Genomic DNA, 21,999 nt, shown 5'->3' on the forward strand with positions numbered 1-21,999 from the left:
TAGGCAAATATTTAGCTATTTATTTTCAATCAAGAATACTTTATTTAATTAATATAAATACTTTTATTTATAATAATTTAACCAATAATGTATGAATATGATTTCTTTACTTTTAATTTAAAATTAATCCAAATCTAGTAATTTTTTTTTAATTGGCTTAATATGGATAAAGATACATTTAGTTAATGTCCAAAGATCCAGGCAGAATATTGATCTTTGATACAACTCTTAGAGATGGAGAACAATCTCCTGGCGCAAGTTTAAATCTTGAAGAGAAACTTGCAATTGCGCATCAACTTGCAAGATTAGGTGTAGATGTTATTGAAGCAGGTTTTCCTTTTGCAAGTCCTGGAGATTTCAAAGCAGTAAATAAAATTTCAGAAGTAGTTGGAGGAGAAAATGGTCCAATAATTTGTGGTTTAGCAAGGGCTTCTACAAGTGATATAAAAGCTTGTTACGAAGCCATAATTCCCGCTCCTAAAAAAAGAATACATACTTTCATAGCTACTAGCGATATCCACCTAAAACATAAACTCAGGAAATCAAGAAAAGATGTTCTTTCAATTGTTCCTGAAATGGTCAGTTATGCTAAATCATTAGTCGATGATATTGAATTTTCCTGTGAAGATGCATCAAGGAGTGATCCCGAATTCCTTTATGAAGTAATTCAACTAGCAATAACATCAGGTGCTACAACAATTAATATTCCTGACACTGTTGGCTTCACGACTCCGAGTGAATTTGGGAAGCTTATTTTTGATATTAATAAAAATGTTCCAAACATTGATGAGGCAGTTATTTCCGTTCATGGTCATAATGATTTAGGATTGGCAGTTGCAAATTTCCTAGAAGCAGCAAAAAATGGAGCAAGGCAACTTGAATGCACCATTAATGGTATAGGTGAGAGAGCTGGAAATGCATCACTAGAAGAATTAGTAATGGCATTACACGTAAGAAAAAGCTTTTTTAATAGTTTCTTTGGAAGAAGTTCAGATTCACCCACGCCTCTTACAGCAATAAGAACAGAAGAAATAACAAAAACTTCACGGTTAGTATCAAACTTAACTGGAATGAATGTTCAGCCCAATAAAGCTATTGTTGGAGCAAATGCTTTTGCTCATGAGTCAGGAATCCATCAGGATGGAGTACTAAAAAATAGGCTTACGTATGAAATTATTGATGCAAAAACTGTTGGTTTGAATGATAATAAAATCTCTTTAGGGAAACTTAGTGGTAGAAGTGCAGTTAGAGCAAGATTAGAAGAGATGGGATACGATTTAAGTAGGGAAGATTTGAATGATGCATTTGCTCGTTTCAAAGATCTAGCTGATAGAAAACGAGAAATTACTGATAGAGATTTAGAAGCTATCGTTAGTGAACAGGTTCAACTTCCTGAATCTAGGTTTCAACTAAGTCACGTTCAAGTTAGTTGTGGCAGTACATCTAAGCCTACAGCTACAGTTACTATATTAAATACAGAGACACATACTGAAGATACTTCTGTTGCCATAGGTACTGGACCTGTAGATGCGGTTTGCGAAGCAATAAATGAACTTGCTAAAGTTCCAAATGAATTAATTGAGTTTTCAGTTAAATCTGTGACGGAAGGTATAGATGCATTAGGTGAAGTTACCATAAGAATTAGGAATAAGAATAAAATATATTCAGGACATTCTGCAGATACAGACGTGGTTGTTGCAGCTGCAAATGCTTTTTTAAATGCTTTAAACAGGCTTATCTTTTCAGAAAAAAAAGAATGTATTCATCCCCAATTTGATAATTTAGAAAATTCTGAAAAAAAAGTATTTTCAAATCCCAAAAATTAAATTAATTTTGGGATTATTAACTTTAGCTAAAATCTCGTTACCAATAATGTAGATTAAAGGTCGAAGTTTAAATTTAGTCAAATAATGAGAGAAAGGGTATTTGGATATTGGACTCTTGCATGGGCCGGTTTGATCAGTAATATAATTGCTTTACCCATAATTGCTTTAATAATAAGTTATGGTCCCCCATTAAAAGTGGCTAATATTGCTATTGCTATAAGCCTTGGCTGGCCTTCAGCAATAGTTGGAATCGTTGCTTCTTCCGCTCTTTTGGCTGAGAAGAAATGGGGAATCACCTTGGCTTTAGTATCTCTTTCAATGATAATTTCTGGAACGATCCCATATTCTATTGTTCGATTAGTCAACTTTAAAGATCTTTTTGGAATAGGTGGATTAACACTTTTATCTGCTTTATTTGCCTTATTGGCTTTAATCTATTGGTGCAATCCAAGACACAGAAGAACTATTAGATTATAAATATTAGATTAGGAAAAAGTATTATTTTTGGTTGTTGGATATTGTATTCTTCTATGTCTAATTCTTTTCCAAACATTCAAAAAAGATTTTTTTATAAGGAAAATTTCTCCCTTTGATAAATTACTATCTACTAACTGGCCATCTATTTGTCTTGAATTAACTATTTTGGATATTGTTTCTAATGCCTTATGATCAGAAGCCTTTATGTCCATTGCCCTTAATGCTGCTTCACAACCATCTGCAAGCATCAATATAGCTGTTTCTTTAGATTGAGGGATCGGACCTTTATATCTAAAATCACTTTCCTTAATATTTAGTTTTTTTTCTTCCGCTTTATGAAGAAAATATCCCATTTTTAAAGTTCCTTGATGTTCAGGGATGAAATTAGCTATTGGTTTTGGTAATCTATTTTTTCTTGCAAACTTAAGACCTTCATCTACGTGAGCTTGAAGAACCTCCGCACTTTTTAAAGGATCATCTAATTCATCATGTGGGTTTTTTGATCCATCTTGATTCTCAATAAACCAATTTGGTGCATGTAATTTACCAACATCATGATATAAAGATCCAGTTTTAATTAGATCAATATCTCCACCTATCATTCTTGTCGCTTCTTCAGCTAAGCCACAAATCAACAAAGTATGTTCGAAAGTTCCTGGGGCTTCAATAGAAAGTCTTCTAATAAGTGGTTTCTCTTTATCAGCTAATTCCAATAATCTTGCTTTTGTTAACAATCCAAATATTGACTCAAAAATAGGAATAAATAATATAGTAATTAGCATGATTATTGCCAATAAAAAAGAATCCGAAAATATTTGGCCATTTGAAACAAAAAACTCTTGATTATCTACTAGAGAAGTTTTATCGTTTCCAATAAATAACCATTGAGCAATTAAAGCCCCTAGAGGAACAAATATTGATAATTGAAGTAACTGTGCTCGACTTCTTATTTTCCCTCCTAGAACAGAAACAATGCATGCGCAAATTAATGTTATAAGTAATAAATTACTATTAATTTCTATTACTGAATCAGGCCAGCTTAGACTTGCTATAGAGACCCATGCTAGAGCTGTTATGGTTCCCATTCCTTGAGAAATGATTAAAGAAGGAGGAACGATAATTGATAAAGGACTAATTCTATATACAAAGAGAGTTTTTATAGCTTGAACAATCAACAAAAGAGAAATAATTAAGAGGATTTGTCTGGAATTGATAGTTGGATTTTCTTTTCTAGAAATTATTATTAAAAAACCGCAGCTAACTAGAACCTCTAAGAAAGTTAGACCCCAAGAAAGAACAACTGAACTTTGCAAAAATGGGGCAAGAAGTATTTTATAAGAGGAAATAATGGAAATAACTATACATATTAAAAAAATTATTAACTTATCTATTGTTGAAATTTTACTAGGTTCTTTAGTAGGAACCTGACTTCTTTTCCAGTAGTAAATAATCTTTTTTAAAGTAGTTTTAAGGTTATGCACAGAATATGAAGAAATCTATTTGAATAATTTAAAATTATAGGCATGCTAGGTGTAAAAAGGAGAAGTTTTTCTAAATGTCATTAAAATTGGATGGTAAAAAATTATCTTTAGAAATTGAAGAAAAATTAAAAAAAGATATTGAATCTAATATAAATTCAACAAAAAGGCCTCCAGGTTTAGCTGTAATAAGAATTGGAGAAGATCCTGCTAGTGGCGTCTATGTTAAGAATAAAGAAAGAGCATGTGCAAGAGTTGGGATAAAGAGTTTTATTTTTCATTTGAAAGATACTATCGATCAAAAAGAAGTTGAACAATTAATAAATAAATTAAATCTTGATAATGATATTGACGGAATGCTACTGCAACTTCCCATACCAGATAAATTTGATGAGCAAAGATTGATAAGTTTAATCAATCCAGACAAAGATGTAGATGGATTAAATGAGAAAAATATTGGCAAATTAGTTAAAAATGAACCGGGGATGAGATCTTGTACACCAGCAGGGATAGTTAATTTATTAAGATCCCAAAATATTACAATTGAAGGAAAAAAAATTGTTGTTGTTGGAAGAAGCCTCTTGGTTGGGAAACCCCTATCTCTAATGTTGTTAAATCTAAATGGTACGGTAACAATAACTCATTCAAAGACTATAAATTTAAAGAAGATATGTAAGGAAGCGGATATATTAATTGCTGCCGCAGGAAAACCTAATCTTATAAACTCTAGTTATGTAAAAGATGGTGCTGTAATTATTGATGTGGGAATACATAGATTAACAAGTTCTGATAAAAGCCAAACTAAATTATGTGGAGATGTATTATTAGAAGATGTAATTCCCAAAGTTTATGCATACACACCGGTTCCTGGAGGTGTTGGACCAATGACGGTAACAATGTTACTAGTAAATACTATTTTTAGTTGGCAAAAGCAATTTGTTTTATTATCAAGGCTTAGTGACCTTTTGCCATAAAGTCCACGATGCAGAAAAAATTTACTCAATGTAAAAAATGACAGAAGTTATCGATAATATTTCAGATTTTGATAAATATCTAAAAGAGACAAAAAAAATCGTAGAAGAAGCTCTTGATTTATCCTTAGGTCCAGAAAATCCAGAAATACTTAGGGAATCAATGAGATATTCTCTCTTGGCTGGAGGTAAAAGAATACGTCCAATTTTATGTCTAGCGTCTTGTTCTTTAGCAGGAGGAGAACCATCTCTAGCTGTCCCTACAGCAGTGGCAATAGAAATGATTCATACCATGTCATTAATACATGATGATTTACCCGCTATGGACAATGATGACTTAAGAAGAGGAAGACCTACAAATCATAAAGTTTATGGAGATGCAATAGCTATACTTGCTGGAGATGCATTATTAACGAGAGCATTTGAAATGGTCTCATTAAGAAGCCCTGGTGTTGATCCAAATAGATTATTAAATGTAATTGGAGAACTTTCCCTTGTAGCAGGAGCGCCTGGACTTGTTGGAGGTCAAGTTGTTGATCTGGAATGTGAAGGAAAAGAAGTTGACTTAGAAACCCTCGAGTATATTCATCTTCATAAGACGGGTGCCTTACTAAAAGCTTGCGTGAGAACTGGTGCGATGATTGCAGGAGCTAATGATGAATTATTAAAAGCTCTAACCACATATGCAGAGGGAATAGGTTTGGCATTCCAAATAATAGATGACATACTTGATTTAACTTCAAGTAGTGAGAAACTCGGTAAAACAGCGGGTAAAGATCTTTTAGCAGATAAAACTACCTATCCAAAGTTACTTGGAATGGAAGAATCAAAGAAGAGAGCTTTTGATTTGGTTGATAAAGCAAAAAAAGCAATTGAGCCTTGGGGTTTAGATGCACAATATTTAATCTCCTTAGCTGATTTCATTACAAATAGAGATAGGTAAAAAGTATTAAATTTATGTCAGAATTTTTAGCTTTCTTAGATAATTCAGTTCTTTTCTGGAGTTTAATATCTTGTTTATTAGCTCAATTCTTTAAAATTATTTTTAATTTCTTTGCAACGGGAAAGTTTAGATTTGGAATCATGTTCGAAACTGGTGGGATGCCATCGAGTCATTCTGCTCTAATAACTGGAGCAACTTCAGGAATAGGTCTTCAATTAGGATTTGATAGCCCAATATTTGCATTGGCGATTGCAATTTCACTAATTGTTATGTATGACGCTAGTGGGGTTAGAAAATCAGCTGGAATTCAAGCTGCTGAAATTAATAAACTATCAAAAATACTAGATCCTAAATCGCAAGTTGATTTAAAAGAAGCTCTTGGTCATACAAAATCTGAAGTCATTGTAGGCAGTCTTCTAGGCCCACTAATTACATTACCAGGAATAGTATATATAGGTTCTCCTCTCCATATATTAGATTTGATAATAAATTAGGAATTCCTAGAATAATCATTTTGTGTAGCTTCTAGAAAGTTTCTTGCAGCTTCTGGGCAACTTGGTAAATGTAGGTGTATCCAACTTGCGTGTAATTTTTTATCTGACCAACCTTCATTTTTAAATTCAGTCTCCCACGATTTTATTTCCCATGGTGAAGTGAATTTGTTCTTATGCTTTGTTTTCTTTAAATCTACTTCTGATGAATAACTTTCAATTTCCCAATAATGAAATTCATGTCCTCTAATTGATTGATTTTTTTTAATAATTGGGGAATCTTTTAAACCTTTTATATATCTATACCCTACAGATAAATTACTTTTTTTTGATTTAAAAGGTAGTATTCCGCTCATTTTATGATTGTCACCATTTTCATCTTTTATAAAATCTCCTAAAATCATCATCCCACCACACTCTGCATAAATAAATCCTTTTTTTCGGAATTCCCTTAATGAATTTAAGCTTTTATCAGAATCACTTATGTGACTTGCATATTTTTCTGGAAAGCCTCCAGGAATAATTAAAGATGAAGCTTCCTGTGGAATTTCTTCATTATTATATATGCTCCATGAAAGTAGAGGTATTCCCATTTCATGAAGAAACTCCTTCGTTTCAGTGTATTGGAAATGAAAGATTCTATCTTCAGCTATTGCGATAGGTTTGTTTTTATCTATATTAAAATTTTTACCAAAAGATGTATTAAATATTTTTTCTGAAGGAGCTTTCAGAAATTTGATTAGAGAAAATACATCAAGGTTTTCTTGAGCGAAACTTGCAAAATAGTCAACATCAATTTTTCTAGCATCATCAAATGGAGAAACTAAACCTAAATTTGCTTTTCTAACAGTTATTTTTGAATCTGAGGGTAAAAATCCAAGAATTTCTATATCTTCATTTTTAAAAACTTCTCTAATTAAACTTTTATGTCTATCTGAATTGACGTTATTGAATATAATTCCTTTTATCGATAATCCTTTATCAAAATCTCTGAAACCTCTTAGGGTTGGTAAAAGAGAGGCCACTTGACCTCTTGCATTAACAATAAAAATTATTGGAGTATCAAGAAGCTTAGCAACATTTGCAGTACTTGAATATGAAGTCGCCCCTAACCCATCAAAAAGCCCCATTGCTCCTTCAATTAATGAAAATTCATATTTCATAGAATGCTTTAAGAAATTATTTCTAACCCATTCTTCACCGCTTAAAAAAATATCTAAATTCCTACAAATAGGTTGGCCAATTGAACTCATTTGTTGTTGATCAAGATAATCTGGCCCGATTTTAAAAGTTTGTATTTCTATACCTTTTGAAAAAGCCCAACAAGAAATTAACAGCGATAAAGTAGTTTTTCCACTATCAGTTGAAGGAGAAGATATTACACAAGACATTAAATTACTTTTATTTACAAAGACTATTAAATATTTGAACTGCAACCTTAATAGCATTTTCAAAAAGTGGGCTAGTATTTCCTCTACTACTCCCCAATAACTTACTAACATCAAATTCTGATGAAGAAAAATCATTTGGGACAACTTGTTCTATTAATTGCATATCAGCCATACCTCCGGCTTCAAGTCTCATACATTCAACAGATTCACATCCAAGAATTACACAAGTATTATTTTTTTGAACCTCACTAATTTTGGAAATCAACCTTAATCCAATGACTTGTCCCGAATGAATACTTGGATTACCTAAAGGTAAAGGGTTTATACATGTTGAAATTTTCTCACCATTGTCTCTTTTGAATTCTATTTTTATTAATCCTCCATGTTTATCTATTTTTGAAAATACCCATTCTAATTTGTCACTAATCCATGATATTAAAAATAACGCTTGAAGCAAATTACCTTCTGCAATATCTATGTCAATATCCGAAATATGATCTAATATAGGTCTCCTCGATGGAGGATCAAAAATCATTGCTAATGATTCACGCCAACTTTTAAGTCTTAACCAATTTAAATCATTAATAGCTTTATTTGACCTTATTGATTGATCAAGAATCTTTAAGCATCTATTAGGCGAGCCATTTGCAGTATCAACAATTAACCTTATACCATAGTCTGTAAAATAATTAAAAATTTCTGGGGATTCATCTAGGCTTCCATTCCACCATAACCAAGTAGGTAATTCTTTTATGGATAGTTCATCAATAATTTTCAATCCTTTCTTTTTTATAGAATTAGAATCCCCCCTTATAACAACCAAGTCACCACAAATAGGTTGATTTATAGCGTTATCACTTAGTGGGCAATAGGCAGATACAAAAGTTTTAATCTCTGATTCTTTATTAAAAGTTGGTGCTAGGGTAATTAATCTTCTAGGATTTAGAGTACTTATTGAGGATTCAAAGAATTGCCCTCTCAGGTCTTCATAATCATTATTTAAAGAATTATCCTTCAACGAAGTTAATAACTCTTCGCTTTTAATCGAAGTCGTATGAGGCAACCTTTTATCAACGATAACTTTCTTAGCAACTTTTATAATCTCTGGACTTAAAGTACCAGTGATTGGTCCATTTATTAAGCCTGATTGAACTAAGCATTGTTCAAGCCACGCAGGCTGCCAGACCATCAAAGTAAAAGTATTGGCTCCAGAATTATCTTCATCTTCAGAAATCCATAATTGATTTAAGTAATTAGATATTTCTTGAGGAGGAAGTTCTAGTGGGGTTTGAAGTGTTAATTGTGGTTTCATTATAAGGTTAGGGTCTGCGCCAGAAAATATTATCTTTAGAAAGTAATTGATCTGATTCAGGAGGCCCCCAAGTCATTGATTCGTATTTGTGAATAGGTAACTTCCAAGGAGCATTCTCCATTAACTCTATTAGTGGTGTATAAAGTTTCCAAGCAGCTTCTACCTCATCACTTCTTGTGAATAATGTTGGATCAGAAAGCATAGCATCAGCCAACAATCTTACATAACCTTCATCAGAAGGTTCTCCAAAAGATTCATCGTAAGAAAATTCCATCTCAACTGGTCTTGATTTCATCCCTGAACCGGGTGATTTGACTTCAAATTTAAAAGTAGCTCCTTCATTTGGCTGAATTCTAAGAATAAGCTGATTTGGAGATGGATTAATTATTGTTGATTCAAACAAGTGTACAGGAACATCTTTAAATGTTAATACAATCTCCCCAAGTCTTTTAGGTAGCCTTTTACCTGTTCTTAAGTAAAAAGGAACTCCTTGCCAACGCCAATTATCAATAAAAACTTTTGTGGCGATATAAGTTTCTGTTGTACTATTTAAATCCACTCCATTCTCGTCCCTGTAACCTTTAAGTCTTTTTAGACTATTTCCTCCTTTTGCATACTGCCCTCTTATACAGCAATTCCATGGTTGATTCTCATCAGCAAGTTTTGACGCTTGAAGAACTTTCGCTTTTTCATTCCTTATTGCCTCAGGTTCGAATTTACCTGGTGGCTCCATTGCAGTAACAGCAAGCATTTGAGTTAAATGATTTTGGAGCATATCTCTTAAAGCCCCAGAGCTTTCATAATAGCCAGCTCTATCTTCAACCCCAACTGTCTCTGATGATGTTATTTGAATACTTGAAATATAATTTCTATTCCATATGGGTTCAAAAATAGTATTAGCAAAGCGCATAACAAGTATGTTCTGAACAGTCTCTTTTCCTAAATAATGATCTATACGATATATCTGACTTTCATCTGCACAACTTTGAACAATTTTATTCAGTTTTTTTGCACTTGAATAATCTCTTCCAAAAGGTTTTTCAATAACGATTCGACTTTTCTTAGGGTCTTCCAATAATCCAGCAGACTTAAGGGCTTTACAGCCACTTCCGTAGAAGTTTGGAGATACTGATAAGTAGAAGGTCTTGTTTCCATGAGTAGCCTGTGATTTATCAATTTCATTTAATCTTTTGGAGAGCCTTACAACATGCTCACTTTGTTGTAGATCAACTGGCTCATAGAAAAGATAATTAGAAAAAAGTTCCCATTCTTTTTCATTACCAGTTATTTGATCACCCAATTTAGCTTTCATTTTCTCCTTAAACTCTTGATCAGTCCAAGTTCTTCTAGCACAACCAACTATGGCAAATTCACTTGGTATTCTTCTTTGTAAATACAGTTCAAATAAAGCAGGTATAAGTTTCCTATGAGTAAGATCTCCACTAGCACCAAAGATTATTAGACATTGTGGAGATATCACTCTTTCTTGACGTAATCCTAATCTAAGAGGATTACTTATAGTTTTTAGCATATTTTTATTAGTCTTATATAAATAAAATCGTCTTTTTTTAGCTAATTAGCTACATTTTGTGTCTAAACCAAAAAAGTCTTGAAATTATAATTTAAAACCTTTTAAGAAAAATTAATAGGTTTCTACGTGCCATCTGCCAGCTTTTTTAAGTTGTGGTCTCAACTCTGACCAATTCAAACCCTTTTCTGCTGCTGCTTTTGTCATAGCTTCATCTATCCCAGGTTCCATTCCTTTTAAACCACAAAGGTAGATATGAGTTTTTTCATCCTCAATCATATTAAAGATTTCATTAGCTGATTCTAAAACTCTATCTTGAATATACATTCTTCCACCTTTTGTATTTTGTTGTTCACGACTAATCGCTTTAGTATATTTAAAGTTATCTGGATAGTTTTCAAGATATCTTTGCAAATCTTCTTCGTATAGCAAGTTAGCTGATTTAGGAGCACCCATAAATAACCATGCTTTACCTTTGAAATTCCATTTATTTTTTTCCTTTTCTGTAGCTTCAAACATTCTTCTTAGATAAGCTCTCATAGGAGCTATACCTGTACCAGTAGCCAGCATTACTATGTTTGCATCCTCTTCTTCAGGGAGAAGCATTTCTTTCCCCACAGGACCTGTAATTTTCACCTTATCTCCTGGCTTGATATCACATAAGTAAGTGGAACAAACGCCATTAATAGTTTCACCATCTTTCTCGTATTGGAGTTGTCTAACGCAAAGAGAAACTGTATTGCCCTCGAAATCATCACCATGTCTTGTACTTGCTATTGAGTAAAGTCTAAGTTTGTGAGGTTTACCATTAGCATCTTCACCAACAGGCATAATTCCTATACTCTGACCTTCAACATAATTTAAAAAAGGATCACTTCCCTTTAGATCAAATGTTATGTGATTTACTCTCCCAATAGCACCTTCTTTGAGAAGACTATAATTACCGATAACAGTTCCTTCAAATGGAGTTTTTGGTCTGTATATATTTACCGGTACATCTGCATGCTTTTTCTTCATAGTTTTTTTATCTATCTTAGAATTTTCAACTTTTAATGGGGCTTCTGTTTTTGTTTCTGCATTTACTGAAGAGGTTTCTTTAGCCTTAACCTTAGTTTCAACTACCTTCTTTTCAACTTTTTTAGGTTTATTCGCTTCAGCATAATCTATGGCTCTTTTATTAAAAAAAGTCATTATAAAATAAAAAACACCTATCACGATTGGGATATGAGCCAATCCACCTGCGATAACTTTTGCTTGGGAGTAAACCATTTTGTAAATTTCTTTAATAAAAGATTATCAATTTGTATCCTAATTTGTACTTGTTTTATAAAAATGGTTACGTTTTGAGATCGGAATATATACATATAATTTTGTTTTTTTATCTTTTTTTATTTGTTTTATCGGTATAGTTACTCAGGAATAATTTTTTATTTAATTAAAAAATTCATCTATGAATAATTCTCAGGGATCAGTTAATCATTATCAAAATAATGATTACAGAACAATTGAGCAAACCATGGAAAAGTTTGATGGCGGAACGAGGAGGCTTGCTGCACAGTTGACAACTTCTGCCACTTTCGACTCTCTATGGAACGTTCTAACTGATTATGATCGCCTAAACCTATATATTCCAAATCTTTTATCAAGTAAAAAAATTTATAAAAATAATAATAATGTTCATCTTAAACAAGTTGGTGCTCAAGATTTTCTGGGGATGAAATTTTCTGCAGAAGTTACTATTGATTTATTCGAAGAGAAAGAACTTGGTTTATTAAAATTTAGTCTGATTAAAGGCGATTTTAGGAAATTTGAAGGAAGCTGGAAAATTCAAAAGATAAAAGACACCTCAAAAAACTCGTTGATATATGATCTCACTGTGCAGGGATGCCAATGGATGCCTATTGGGATGATAGAAAAAAGGTTAAAAAAAGATCTCTCTGAAAATTTGATTGCAGTAGATAAGCAAGCAAAATATTCAATTAATAATTAAAATCCTAAAAAATTAATTAATAGCCCCAAGGGGATTCGAACCCCTGTCGCCTCCGTGAAAGGGAGGTGTCCTAGGCCTCTAGACGATGGGGCCAAGGAAATAGCTGTATAGCTTATAAAAAATTAGGAGTAAAGCTATCCTTTCGTCAAGTGTTGTTGATCTTTGTTTTGGCCTTGCCACACTGGGACCGTAAAATGAAAGCACGAACCTTCCCCAACTTCTGATACTACCCATATTCTTCCTCCATGAACTTCAACAATTCTTCTGCATACAGATAAGCCAATACCAAATCCAGAGGTTCCCTCAGATGTCTGTGGTAGCCTCACTCTATCAAGAAATATTCTTTTTTGTTCACTTAAAGGAATCCCAGCTCCTTTGTCACAAATTGTTATTTCTACCCATTGATTTGTTTTATGAATCATTGTAATTTTTATCAATCCAGAATCTTCTGAAAATTTAAGAGCATTTTCAATTAAATTTAAAAATACCTGTCTCATTCTTCTTTGATCTGCAAATACACACGGGAGATCGGAAGGAATATCAGTATCAATTTCAATTCTTCTTAATCTCCAAAATTTTTCTAATTCAAGTATTGCTTCGGCACTTATATTTCCTAAGTCAATTTTTTGAGGATTAAAAAGTGCTTCCCATTTAGTGGTTCCAACTTCTAGAAGATCTTGAGATAAAAGTTCAATTTCTTCTAAGCGTCGTTTAATAACATCTTGTAATTTTTTTATATCAATTTGACCTAATTTTTGACTTTGAATAGCCAGAGTGGCAGCAGTTAAAGGTGTTCTCAATTCATGTGCAACCATCCTTAAAAGTCTTTCTTGCGATTCGATTCTTTTTGTAAGCGTCTCATTTTCTTGTCTTAGGACCAACAATTCCTCCTCAAGGAGAAATTCTTTTTGTGTTCTAATTGAATCTATTTTGGAAGGTTGAAGATTAATACCCAAATTATTAGTTACCCCTTCTTGCTTCCATCTAGGCAACCAAGTCTGCAATTGAACAAAAATATTACTCCCAGCAAATATTTGCTTTGGACCCGGTGAAACTTTTATAAGAGCTGGAATAGCAACCAATCGATGCAACTCAAGTAATTCCGGTTGTTCCGTTGGTTCAGAAATTTGAAGAGAAATATCAAATTCACAATCATCTGATTCTAAATAAGACAATAATAATTTCAAATCAACTCTAGAAAGGTGATTTCTAGCAGCTACTAGTATTAGTTTTAGTTCTTTTTTTTCATTCAAATCATTTCCCCTGAAGTGTTGAAAAGCTTTTATTGCTTATAAACACATTAAGATATTTATATTTATTTTACAGATAAGCTATGAAATAAATAGATGCTATTTATAAATGGTTGTTATTAATCAAAAACCTAATTTTAATTCCGGCGATTATGATTCCCCCGAAATAAGTATAAATAGTAATTTAAAAAGATGGTTTTCTCGCAATATTGGCCTTTGGAAATCCAATAGAACATATTTTCTTGAGGAAAAAAAGAAAACTTATAATCTTTGTATGTATATAAATGTTGAGGGCATTGAAACTACAAAAGAATGGGAGTCACATTACAAATTCACATGGTATCCAGAAAAGAAATATAGTTTTTTTGATGAGAATCCTAAATATAAAGAAAAAGGCGAAATGCAAGCTTTTATTAAGGGACATCAATTAATAAGAGAAAATTTTTATTTAAGTAATATTGATGGCATTTCTAATATTAAACAAGTTGATGAACATGAAATGATTTTCGAATCTACCTATGAAGACTGGTATATACTTGAACACACTAGACTTATTGATGATGATAAATATAGGTATAGGGTTATATATTCATGGAATAAGGATAAACTTAAAATAGTTGAGACTCATCACGAAATTAAAATTATTACATAAGTTCGATTGGCTGATAGAGTTTAAAAATAAAAAATGTTATCTTTAGGTAATAAATAAAAGAAGTAATTAATGTTTACAAAAATATATTCAAAAAAAATCTTTAATTTAGTAAGTCTTCCAATACTTTTATTTCTAACTTTTTTTTACGTAACAATCTTTAATAAAGAGATTAAATCAGACAAGAAAATTCAGGCTGCTACGGAAGAAGATTTATATTTGTATAAAGGTATGGGAGCTTCATATCTTTGTATCGCTTCAAAAGCTGGTATAAAATTCCCAAAAGCTGTTGGTGTTGCTACTGCAACCTACGTACAAGTAATAGAGGGCAAACATGGAGGAATAATTAAAGAATTAGGGGATAAAAAGTTGGAGAGAGATAAATTATTTGCAGGTGCAGAATTTCAAATAGTTACTACAGCAATAAAGTATTGTCCTGATAGTGTTCCGAAAGATGTGACGAAAAAAGTTAACGAAATTCTAAAAGAAAATAAATAAATAAATAAATTAATTATCTAAACATAGAACTAACAGAGCTTTCTTCATGAATCCTCCAAATTGCCTCTCCCAACATATTAGCGACAGAAAGTACTTTTAACTGCTGGAAGTTATTATTATCAAGAACTGGAATACTGTTAGTTACTATAACTTGTTCAAACAAATCTTTTGCACTTAATCTTTCATAAGATGGGGGAGAAAATACCGCATGTGACGCACATGCAAAAATTCTCTTTGCTCCTTCTTTCTTTAATAAATTTGCCCCTGAGCAAATTGTTCCCCCAGTATCAATCATGTCATCTATGAGAATAGCAGTTTTCCCCTTTACCTCTCCAATCACAGTCAAACTCTCTGCAATATTGTGAGCGGATCTTCTTTTATCAATAATGGCTAATGGAGCATCTTTCATTAATTTGGCAAATGCTCTTGCTCTGGCCACACCTCCCACATCAGGAGATACAACTACAACTTCTTCCAAATTTAAAGTTTCCAAATAATCAATCAGAACTGGAGATCCATAAATATGATCACAAGGGATATCAAAATATCCTTGTATTTGGGCAGAATGTAAATCCATGGCAAGAACTCTATCTACACCAGATTTTTCAAGTAAATTTGCGGTGAGCTTTGCTGTAATTGATTCTCTTCCGGAGGTTTTCCTATCTGCCCTAGCATATCCAAAATAGGGTATTACAGCTGTAATTTGCCTGGCTGAAGCTCTTTTGCACGCATCTACCATTATCATCAGCTCCATTAAACTATCGTTCACAGGAGCGCATGTGGGCTGAATAAGGAATACATCACAACCTCTTATAGATTGCTGAATTTGAACATAAAGTTCCCCATCAGCAAATCTTTTAGAAACTAAGGGAACATTTTCTATCCCTAAATATGAAGCAATTTCTTCTGCTAATTTGGGATTAGAAGTTCCACTGACTAACCTTAGTCGACTATTGGCTAGATTAAAATTTGGGACTTCATTGTCCACTGCCGTGATAAAACTTGTCACGAAATTAGCATTTAAAAAAATCTATTTTCATCGTAGTGCCTAATGTCGATTTAGCAAAAATAAATTAACTTTTTTTATCTTCTAAAGTCGAAAGTGCCATAATTAATACTTAAAATATTATGAAAATATATATTTGAAAAATTTACAGAAAAAACCTCCCCTTTTTTAATTTTATTTGTTAAATCTTATATATCTATCTAATCTTAGTTTAAATAATAATTTAAATGCAAATTATAAAAAATATTAGAAACTAACAATTTATGACTTTAAAATCTGTTTTAAAAAAAAAATCTTTAGGAATACTATTCCATCCTTCTAGCATCCCAGGAGGAAGCTATAGTGGCACTTTTGGAAAGGGTGCAAAAGAATGGATTGAAAAGCTTTCCAAGCATAAGATTGATTTTTGGCAATTTTTACCTCTTACACCAACAGATTCAACTGGATCTCCTTATAGTTCTCCATCTAGCTTTGCTTTGAATCCTTGGTTTCTTGATATTAATGAGTTAATTGAAAAACATTTTATATTTTTATCCAACAAGCAGGAATTGCAATCAGATAATCAGAGTGAATCTCATTTTGATTTTGATTTCGCAAATAAATTATCTAAATCATTAGGCGAATATCTTTTAATTGGATGGGAATCTCAATCTGAAGAGAGGAAAACTGATTTCTACAAATGGAATAAAAAAAATAATTGGGTAGACGATTATTCACTATTTATGACTATTAGAGAGGAATTTAATATGTTGCCTTGGTGGGAGTGGCCATTTGAGTTTAAACAAAGAAAAATTGAACTTTTAAAGCCATGGCTAAAGGACAAAAGTAATGAAATTCTAAAAACAAAATTAATACAGTGGCATCTTAATAAACAGTGGCTAAATATCAAAGAGTTTGCAAAAAATAAAGGAATTACACTTGTAGGTGATTTACCTTTTTATGTTTCAAGAGACAGTGCAGATGTTTGGAGTAATAAATCACTATTCTCAATATCTCAAAATGGAAAATTACTTTTCCAAAGTGGAGTTCCTCCTGATTACTTTTCATCTAATGGACAACTATGGGGTACTCCTACCTACTATTGGTCTAAACATAAAAGAACAAATTTCAAATGGTGGAGAGAAAGATTTAAAAGACAATTTGAACTTGTTGACATTCTAAGGCTTGATCATTTTAGAGCTTTGGCTGGATATTGGAGGATTGATGGTGATGCTAAAAATGCTATTAATGGAACTTGGATTAATTCTCCTGGTAAAGACTTACTAAATATTCTAAAAAAAGACTTTAATTCTAATTATTTACCTATCATTGCCGAGGATCTTGGCGTAATAACCAAAGATGTGGAATTACTAAGGAACAATTATGAATTGCCGGGTATGAAGATTTTGCAATTCGCATTCGATGGGAACGAAAACAATCCTTATCTTCCTAAAAACATCACAGGTGAGAATTGGGTTGTTTATACAGGAACACACGATAATGCCACTTCTTCTTCGTGGTGGGACTATTTAGATGAGCATGTTAAAAATGATATTAAATTCAACTACAATTTTTCTGATGATCCCTCTTGGAATTTAATAGAGGTTGGAATGAAAACAAAAGCTAAACTTTTTATCTCCCCAATACAAGATATCTTATCTTTAGATGACTCTTGTAGATTAAATACTCCCGGCACAATTAAAAATAATTGGAAATGGAAATTAAATAAAAAACTAGACGAGATTGATTTAAATTTACAAAAATATAGTGAACTTGGAAATACTTATGGAAGGATAAGTGATTAGCAATTAAAAATTATTTTATTTTGCTTTTTCTTCAATCATTTGAATCTCAATAATATTGATATTTGAAATAAAATATCTATTAAGGATAAATAATGTTGAAATTAAAGCTAAAAAATAAAAAATACTTACCTCCCAAGAATTTAGAAAATCAAACTTTCCTATCACATAATTATTATTTCTTTTATCGAAATTATTAGTTTCTTCAATGGCTAAACCTACCAGGGTATTATCTTTCAAAAATAAACATTTTTCCAGCTTAAATAATATTGATCTTATAAAAGGATATTTAGGTCTAAGGTCTTTAATATTATTCTCGATTGAATTAATCGAAGATTCTGGGATTTTTGAGATGTAGGATAATTCTTTGATTGAAAGATTATTTTGAATCCTTGCTTCTTTTACTAAATTACCAATTTCATCGTATCGATCATATTCTTGACTATTATTTTCTTTTTCTTCTATTTGATTTTTTTTCTTTAGAAAATTAAATTTGAATAATTTCATTTGATATTTTTTATTTTATTAATTTCAATAAGTTTCTAATCACCTTCTTTAAGATTATCTAATGAGATATTAGCAAAATTATCCATTTGTAAATCAATTACTTTATAAAATAGTAGGCTTAGAATCGTCCTTATTTCATATTTCTTACTTCTTTAAAAGCAATTTTTTAAAAGATATATTTAGAATCTTTATTTTTATTATATTTTTTGAAAAGTGAATTTTTCGCTTTCTAAATCTATACGAGACAAATAAGTATTACGGCCTTTTTTATTTTAATCCTCATTTATTATTACCTTATATATTTTTTATTCTTCGAATTTTGGATGTATTAATTCCTAAGAAAAAATCTAAAATTTTTTTAATCAAGAATATACGTCTATTTAAAAAATCTTTTTTCTCAAGAGAAAAAACACCTTTTTCACTGATCGGGGAAAATAATTATCCTTTTTTTATTAAAATATCAGAATAAAAGGTGATAAAGTTTTCAGGTTTATTTAATAATATATTTATTGGAATAATATTTATATTTTTAATCATTTATTATTTACGTTATTGCTATGAGAATTAAGATTAACTTTCATACATATTTCTGAATTGATCCATTAAATAAAATTTCTTATCTCGAACAAATATCATCTGATTAGATTCTTGAATAAATTCTATAATTTGCAAGGAAGTTTATTTAAATTTAGCTACTTAATAATGGCATCTAATTAATGGTTTGTATTGTATTAATCAATTCATAAATCAAAAATTATAATTTGAGGAATTGATAAAAAACTAAACTGCAGAGATAATATTTTGAACGGCACTTTTAGCTAATTTTAAAGGACTAAAAGTATCCCTCAATAAACTTAAGAGTTTTTCAGCGTCTTTGAGTTCTAATTTGTCATCTTTAACAAGGCTCAATAAAAGGTTTTTTCTAACTTCAGATCCTTTTTCACTTACAAATAGTTTTAACCCTGCATTGGCGACTGGTATTAGATCTGAATTAATGTTTTCAGTATCCTTAAATAAGGTGTTTAATAAACTTTCAAGCTTATCAATCTGAATTCTACCTTCACTATCAAATACAACTTCAAGAAGAATATCTACAATTTCATCTGAATTATCTGTTAAAAGTTTTTTTGCAATATATGGATATGCAATTTTCAAAATTTTAAATTCAGGATCAAGTCTTAAAGCTAAACCTTCTTGACTAACAACAGCTCTTATTATTAAGGCAAACCTACTTGGAACTCTAAAAGGATAAGAATACATAAGTTTTGAGAATTTATCAGTTACATTTTTTAAATTAAAATTGCCAACCTCAGCGCCAAAAGCTCCACCAAGAACCTCTTTTAGTGGTTCTACAAGTTGTTCAAGATCTTGGTCTTTTGTTAAAAAGCCTAATTTCTGAAAATCTTTAGCCATTAATAAATACTCTTGATTTATTAAATGAACAATTGCTTTTATAAGTGTAAGCCTATCTGAATTAGTAATAGTATCCATCATTCCAAAATCAACGTAAGCTAAGTGTCCGAAATCTGAACTTCCACCTTTAAGAGCAAACATATTTCCAGGATGAGGATCCGCATGGAAATAACCATATTCGAATAATTGCTGTAGTCCACTTATCACGCAAGTTCTTATGTAAGAGGAAGGTATCAAATTATTTTGCTCTAATATTTCTCTGTCTCTTAACTTAACTCCTTCAATCCAAGATGTTGTAATTACCCTTTTTGAGGAAAAATCTTTTTCTAATTTTGGTATAAATACATTGGGATTTGCTTTAAAATATTCTGCAAATTTTAATGCATTTTCCCCTTCTTTTTCGTAGTCAATTTCTTCAAAAAGGGCTTTACCAAATTCATCTATTATTTCTCCAATTCCAACACCAATATTTAGTGGTAATAATGATCCAAATGTATTTGCTAAAATTTTTAGTATCACAATATCTCTTCTAATAAGAAAAAATAGATTAGGTCTTTGTACTTTTACCGCACATAAAGAATTATTTTTTATTTTTGCTTTATAAACTATTCCTAAGCTAGCTGAAGCAATAGGTTTATCTGGAAAATCATCAAATAATTCATTAGCAGGAGCTCCAAGTTCCTCCTCAATTATTTTTAGAGCAATTTTGTGATCAAAAGGTGGAAGATTATCTTGTAAATTAGTCAGTTCTGTTAACCAATCTTGCCTTACAAGATCAGGTCTCGTTGAAAGTGCTTGTCCTAATTTAATAAAACATGGGCCCAAATTTGTAATAACTTCAAAAAGATATTTAGAAAGATTTTTCTGTACATTATTGCTATTACTGTTACCTTGAAAAAGTATTCTTACTAAAAGAAATATTAAAGTTAATAGGATATATAAAATTCTTGGAAATAAGATCCATGGCCTCAAAAGTAACCAAAGCAAATCTTTTTTGGGTGAATATTTTGTATAAGAAGCTGCCATTAAAATTTAAAATATTAAAGAAGAATTCATTTTCAATACATTCTATATGTGCCAATAATACTTTATGAGTATTTCTTCTTTTCTAACTAAAAAGTTTTTAAAGTCACTTTTCTTCCCTGCCCACAACAGAGGAAAGGCTTTACCAAAGGGTTTGATTCGATTATTAAAAAAAGAACCAGGTTTTTGGGATTTACCCGAACTACCTGAAATAGGCTCTCCCTTATCAAAAAGTGGATTAATACATGATGCTCAAATATCAATTTCAAAAAAATTAAACACCAAAAAATGTTTTTTTGGAGTAAACGGAGCATCAGGTTTAATTCAATCAGGAATAATTACCATGGCTAATCCTGGAGAGTATATTCTTATGCCAAGAAATGTTCATATTAGCGTTATCAAAGCTTGTGCTTTGCAGAATATTATTCCAATATTTTTTGACATAGAGTTTTCAATAGAGACTGGCCATTTTATGCCAATTACTAAAAAGTGGTTTATGAATGTATTCAATAATATAGATCTTGAAAAGAGGAAAATTGCAGGAGTAATACTGGTTAATCCCTACTATCAAGGATATGCCTCGAATATTGAACCCTTAATTAAAATTTGTCATCAACATAATTTACCTGTTTTAGTTGATGAAGCTCATGGGTCATATTTTTTATTTTGTGAAAATCTTGGTTTACCGAAATCAGCCATAAGATCAAAAGCAGATTTAGTAGTCCATTCACTGCATAAGTCACTTAATGGCCTAACCCAAACAGCCGTGATTTGGCATAATGGGAATCTTATAGAAGAAAATAATTTAATTAAAAGCATAAATTTGTTGCAGACTACCAGTCCGAATTCGCTTTTGCTTTCATCCTGTGAGGAGTCCATTAAAGACTGGCTTAATAAAGATAATCTCGATAAATACAAAAAGAGAATTTCTGAAGCAAAAAAGATCTTCAAAGAGTTAAAAAAAAGAAAGATACCTCTAATTGAAACCCAAGATCCTTTAAAAATAGTACTTAATACTTCTGAAGTTGGAATTGATGGTTTTACTGCAGATAGATTTTTTTATAAAAACGGACTAATTGCTGAATTGCCTGAAATGAAGACACTTACTTTTTGCCTAGGGTTTTCCAATCAAAAGGATTTTATTTCCTTATTCCAAGATTTATGGGAAAAATTACTAATTCAAACTAATAAATCTTATAGTTTGAAAGCCATAAAACCACCCTTTAGATTAGTACAATCACCAGAAGTCCCAATAGGAGTTGCCTGGAGGAGTAAGACTTATAGTATTCCTCTTGCTGAGTCTTTAGGAAAAATTTCCGCTGATATTATTTGTCCTTATCCTCCAGGAATACCTCTAATAGTTCCTGGGGAGAGAATAGATAAAGAAAGAATAGATTGGATAGAAACTCAAAGTTTATATAACCAAGATCTGTTAAATTCTTATATAAGGGTCCTACATAACTAG

At 31.4% G+C, this 21,999-nt stretch carries 19 protein-coding genes and 1 tRNA gene; 10 read left to right on the forward strand and 10 right to left on the reverse strand.

The genetic code is table 11. The features are described 5' to 3' along the window. Nucleotides 1-185: 185 nt before the first annotated feature. A complete protein-coding gene (locus tag P9515_RS05585; protein WP_011820463.1) occupies nt 186-1,826 on the forward strand; it encodes a 2-isopropylmalate synthase in 1,641 nt (546 codons plus the stop codon). Nucleotides 1,827-1,910: 84 nt separating this feature from the next. Then, entirely contained in the window at nt 1,911-2,303 is a 393-nt protein-coding gene (locus P9515_RS05590; protein ID WP_011820464.1) for a hypothetical protein, read from the forward strand. 8 nt (nt 2,304-2,311) lie between these two features. Here P9515_RS05590 and P9515_RS05595 read toward each other — a convergent pair whose 3' ends face one another. Beyond that, the gene (locus P9515_RS05595; RefSeq protein ID WP_011820465.1) at nt 2,312-3,784 is read right to left on the reverse strand and encodes an HDIG domain-containing metalloprotein; all 1,473 of its coding nucleotides are present in this window, start codon (nt 3,782-3,784) and stop codon (nt 2,312-2,314) included. 74 nt (nt 3,785-3,858) lie between these two features. On the opposite strand from P9515_RS05595, the gene folD reads away from it, so the two are divergent. The 3 genes from folD to P9515_RS05610 are packed head-to-tail and all read left to right on the forward strand — an operon-like array spanning nt 3,859 to nt 6,189. Next, nucleotides 3,859-4,755, forward strand: coding sequence for a bifunctional methylenetetrahydrofolate dehydrogenase/methenyltetrahydrofolate cyclohydrolase FolD (gene folD / locus P9515_RS05600; RefSeq protein ID WP_011820466.1), 897 nt, complete (start codon nt 3,859-3,861; stop codon nt 4,753-4,755). A 37-nt stretch (nt 4,756-4,792) separates the two neighbouring features. After that, the gene (crtE, locus tag P9515_RS05605) at nt 4,793-5,695 is read left to right on the forward strand and encodes a geranylgeranyl diphosphate synthase CrtE (protein ID WP_011820467.1); all 903 of its coding nucleotides are present in this window, start codon (nt 4,793-4,795) and stop codon (nt 5,693-5,695) included. A gap of 14 nt (nt 5,696-5,709) precedes the next feature. Continuing rightward, nucleotides 5,710-6,189 (forward strand): divergent PAP2 family protein, encoded by a 480-nt coding sequence (locus tag P9515_RS05610; RefSeq protein WP_011820468.1) that lies wholly within the window; start codon nt 5,710-5,712, stop codon nt 6,187-6,189. On the opposite strand, the gene P9515_RS05615 is transcribed toward P9515_RS05610, so the two are convergent. The 4 genes from P9515_RS05615 to P9515_RS05630 all read right to left on the reverse strand — a co-directional run bounded on the left by P9515_RS05615 (nt 6,186) and on the right by P9515_RS05630 (nt 11,686). Beyond that, the gene (locus P9515_RS05615; RefSeq protein ID WP_041710730.1) at nt 6,186-7,577 is read right to left on the reverse strand and encodes a cobyrinic acid a,c-diamide synthase CobB; all 1,392 of its coding nucleotides are present in this window, start codon (nt 7,575-7,577) and stop codon (nt 6,186-6,188) included. The two genes, P9515_RS05610 and P9515_RS05615, sit on opposite strands and share 4 nt — an antisense overlap. A gap of 10 nt (nt 7,578-7,587) precedes the next feature. After that, nucleotides 7,588-8,889, reverse strand: coding sequence for a glucose-6-phosphate dehydrogenase assembly protein OpcA (locus tag P9515_RS05620; RefSeq protein WP_011820470.1), 1,302 nt, complete (start codon nt 8,887-8,889; stop codon nt 7,588-7,590). Nucleotides 8,890-8,896: 7 nt separating this feature from the next. Then, on the reverse strand, nt 8,897-10,420 hold the full coding sequence (gene zwf / locus P9515_RS05625) for a glucose-6-phosphate dehydrogenase (protein ID WP_011820471.1): 1,524 nt from the start codon (nt 10,418-10,420) through the stop codon (nt 8,897-8,899). A 111-nt stretch (nt 10,421-10,531) separates the two neighbouring features. Further along, nucleotides 10,532-11,686 carry an FAD-binding oxidoreductase gene (locus P9515_RS05630; RefSeq protein ID WP_011820472.1) on the reverse strand — a complete coding sequence of 385 codons (1,155 nt, stop codon included), beginning with the start codon at nt 11,684-11,686 and terminating at the stop codon, nt 10,532-10,534. A gap of 181 nt (nt 11,687-11,867) precedes the next feature. On the opposite strand from P9515_RS05630, the gene P9515_RS05635 reads away from it, so the two are divergent. Beyond that, the gene (locus P9515_RS05635; RefSeq protein ID WP_011820473.1) at nt 11,868-12,407 is read left to right on the forward strand and encodes an SRPBCC family protein; all 540 of its coding nucleotides are present in this window, start codon (nt 11,868-11,870) and stop codon (nt 12,405-12,407) included. A gap of 20 nt (nt 12,408-12,427) precedes the next feature. Here P9515_RS05635 and P9515_RS05640 read toward each other — a convergent pair. Together P9515_RS05640 and P9515_RS05645 are read right to left on the reverse strand one after the other, a co-directional pair. Next, nucleotides 12,428-12,500 (reverse strand) — tRNA-Glu (locus P9515_RS05640). Between the two features lie 41 nt (nt 12,501-12,541). Then, the gene (locus tag P9515_RS05645) at nt 12,542-13,660 is read right to left on the reverse strand and encodes a histidine kinase (protein WP_011820474.1); all 1,119 of its coding nucleotides are present in this window, start codon (nt 13,658-13,660) and stop codon (nt 12,542-12,544) included. A 106-nt stretch (nt 13,661-13,766) separates the two neighbouring features. On the opposite strand from P9515_RS05645, the gene P9515_RS05650 reads away from it, so the two are divergent. Beyond that, nucleotides 13,767-14,309, forward strand: coding sequence for a hypothetical protein (locus P9515_RS05650; RefSeq protein WP_011820475.1), 543 nt, complete (start codon nt 13,767-13,769; stop codon nt 14,307-14,309). A gap of 69 nt (nt 14,310-14,378) precedes the next feature. Further along, complete coding sequence (locus tag P9515_RS05655) at nt 14,379-14,804, forward strand: hypothetical protein (protein WP_011820476.1); 426 nt, start codon at nt 14,379-14,381, stop codon at nt 14,802-14,804. Between the two features lie 13 nt (nt 14,805-14,817). Here P9515_RS05655 and P9515_RS05660 read toward each other — a convergent pair whose 3' ends face one another. Next, nucleotides 14,818-15,813 (reverse strand): ribose-phosphate pyrophosphokinase, encoded by a 996-nt coding sequence (locus P9515_RS05660; protein ID WP_011820477.1) that lies wholly within the window; start codon nt 15,811-15,813, stop codon nt 14,818-14,820. Nucleotides 15,814-16,073: 260 nt separating this feature from the next. On the opposite strand from P9515_RS05660, the gene malQ reads away from it, so the two are divergent. Next, nucleotides 16,074-17,594 carry a 4-alpha-glucanotransferase gene (gene malQ / locus P9515_RS05665; RefSeq protein WP_011820478.1) on the forward strand — a complete coding sequence of 507 codons (1,521 nt, stop codon included), beginning with the start codon at nt 16,074-16,076 and terminating at the stop codon, nt 17,592-17,594. A 15-nt stretch (nt 17,595-17,609) separates the two neighbouring features. Here the strand turns inward: malQ and P9515_RS05670 are convergent, their stop codons facing one another. Further along, nucleotides 17,610-18,098: a helix-turn-helix domain-containing protein gene (locus tag P9515_RS05670; protein WP_011820479.1), complete on the reverse strand. Its 489-nt coding sequence runs from the start codon at nt 18,096-18,098 to the stop codon at nt 17,610-17,612. A 780-nt stretch (nt 18,099-18,878) separates the two neighbouring features. Further along, nucleotides 18,879-20,537 carry an ABC1 kinase family protein gene (locus tag P9515_RS05675; RefSeq protein WP_011820480.1) on the reverse strand — a complete coding sequence of 553 codons (1,659 nt, stop codon included), beginning with the start codon at nt 20,535-20,537 and terminating at the stop codon, nt 18,879-18,881. A gap of 64 nt (nt 20,538-20,601) precedes the next feature. Here P9515_RS05675 and P9515_RS05680 point away from each other — a divergent pair, with 64 nt between their 5' ends. Beyond that, on the forward strand, nt 20,602-21,999 hold the full coding sequence (locus P9515_RS05680) for an aminotransferase class I/II-fold pyridoxal phosphate-dependent enzyme (RefSeq protein WP_011820481.1): 1,398 nt from the start codon (nt 20,602-20,604) through the stop codon (nt 21,997-21,999).

The organism is Prochlorococcus marinus str. MIT 9515 (assembly GCF_000015665.1).
Taxonomy (GTDB): Bacteria; Cyanobacteriota; Cyanobacteriia; order PCC-6307; family Cyanobiaceae; genus Prochlorococcus_A; species Prochlorococcus_A marinus_P.

Coding starts and splice junctions, on each gene's coding strand:
- P9515_RS05585 (WP_011820463.1), top strand. CDS start 186: ATGTCCAAAGATCCAGGCAGAATATTGATCTTTGATACAACTCTTAGA.
- P9515_RS05590 (WP_011820464.1), top strand. CDS start 1,911: ATGAGAGAAAGGGTATTTGGATATTGGACTCTTGCATGGGCCGGTTTG.
- folD (WP_011820466.1), top strand. CDS start 3,859: ATGTCATTAAAATTGGATGGTAAAAAATTATCTTTAGAAATTGAAGAA.
- crtE (WP_011820467.1), top strand. CDS start 4,793: ATGACAGAAGTTATCGATAATATTTCAGATTTTGATAAATATCTAAAA.
- P9515_RS05610 (WP_011820468.1), top strand. CDS start 5,710: ATGTCAGAATTTTTAGCTTTCTTAGATAATTCAGTTCTTTTCTGGAGT.
- P9515_RS05615 (WP_041710730.1), bottom strand. CDS start 7,577: ATGTCTTGTGTAATATCTTCTCCTTCAACTGATAGTGGAAAAACTACT.
- P9515_RS05620 (WP_011820470.1), bottom strand. CDS start 8,889: ATGAAACCACAATTAACACTTCAAACCCCACTAGAACTTCCTCCTCAA.
- zwf (WP_011820471.1), bottom strand. CDS start 10,420: ATGCTAAAAACTATAAGTAATCCTCTTAGATTAGGATTACGTCAAGAA.
- P9515_RS05630 (WP_011820472.1), bottom strand. CDS start 11,686: ATGGTTTACTCCCAAGCAAAAGTTATCGCAGGTGGATTGGCTCATATC.
- P9515_RS05635 (WP_011820473.1), top strand. CDS start 11,868: ATGAATAATTCTCAGGGATCAGTTAATCATTATCAAAATAATGATTAC.
- P9515_RS05650 (WP_011820475.1), top strand. CDS start 13,767: ATGGTTGTTATTAATCAAAAACCTAATTTTAATTCCGGCGATTATGAT.
- P9515_RS05655 (WP_011820476.1), top strand. CDS start 14,379: ATGTTTACAAAAATATATTCAAAAAAAATCTTTAATTTAGTAAGTCTT.
- malQ (WP_011820478.1), top strand. CDS start 16,074: ATGACTTTAAAATCTGTTTTAAAAAAAAAATCTTTAGGAATACTATTC.
- P9515_RS05670 (WP_011820479.1), bottom strand. CDS start 18,098: ATGAAATTATTCAAATTTAATTTTCTAAAGAAAAAAAATCAAATAGAA.
- P9515_RS05675 (WP_011820480.1), bottom strand. CDS start 20,537: ATGGCAGCTTCTTATACAAAATATTCACCCAAAAAAGATTTGCTTTGG.
- P9515_RS05680 (WP_011820481.1), top strand. CDS start 20,602: ATGAGTATTTCTTCTTTTCTAACTAAAAAGTTTTTAAAGTCACTTTTC.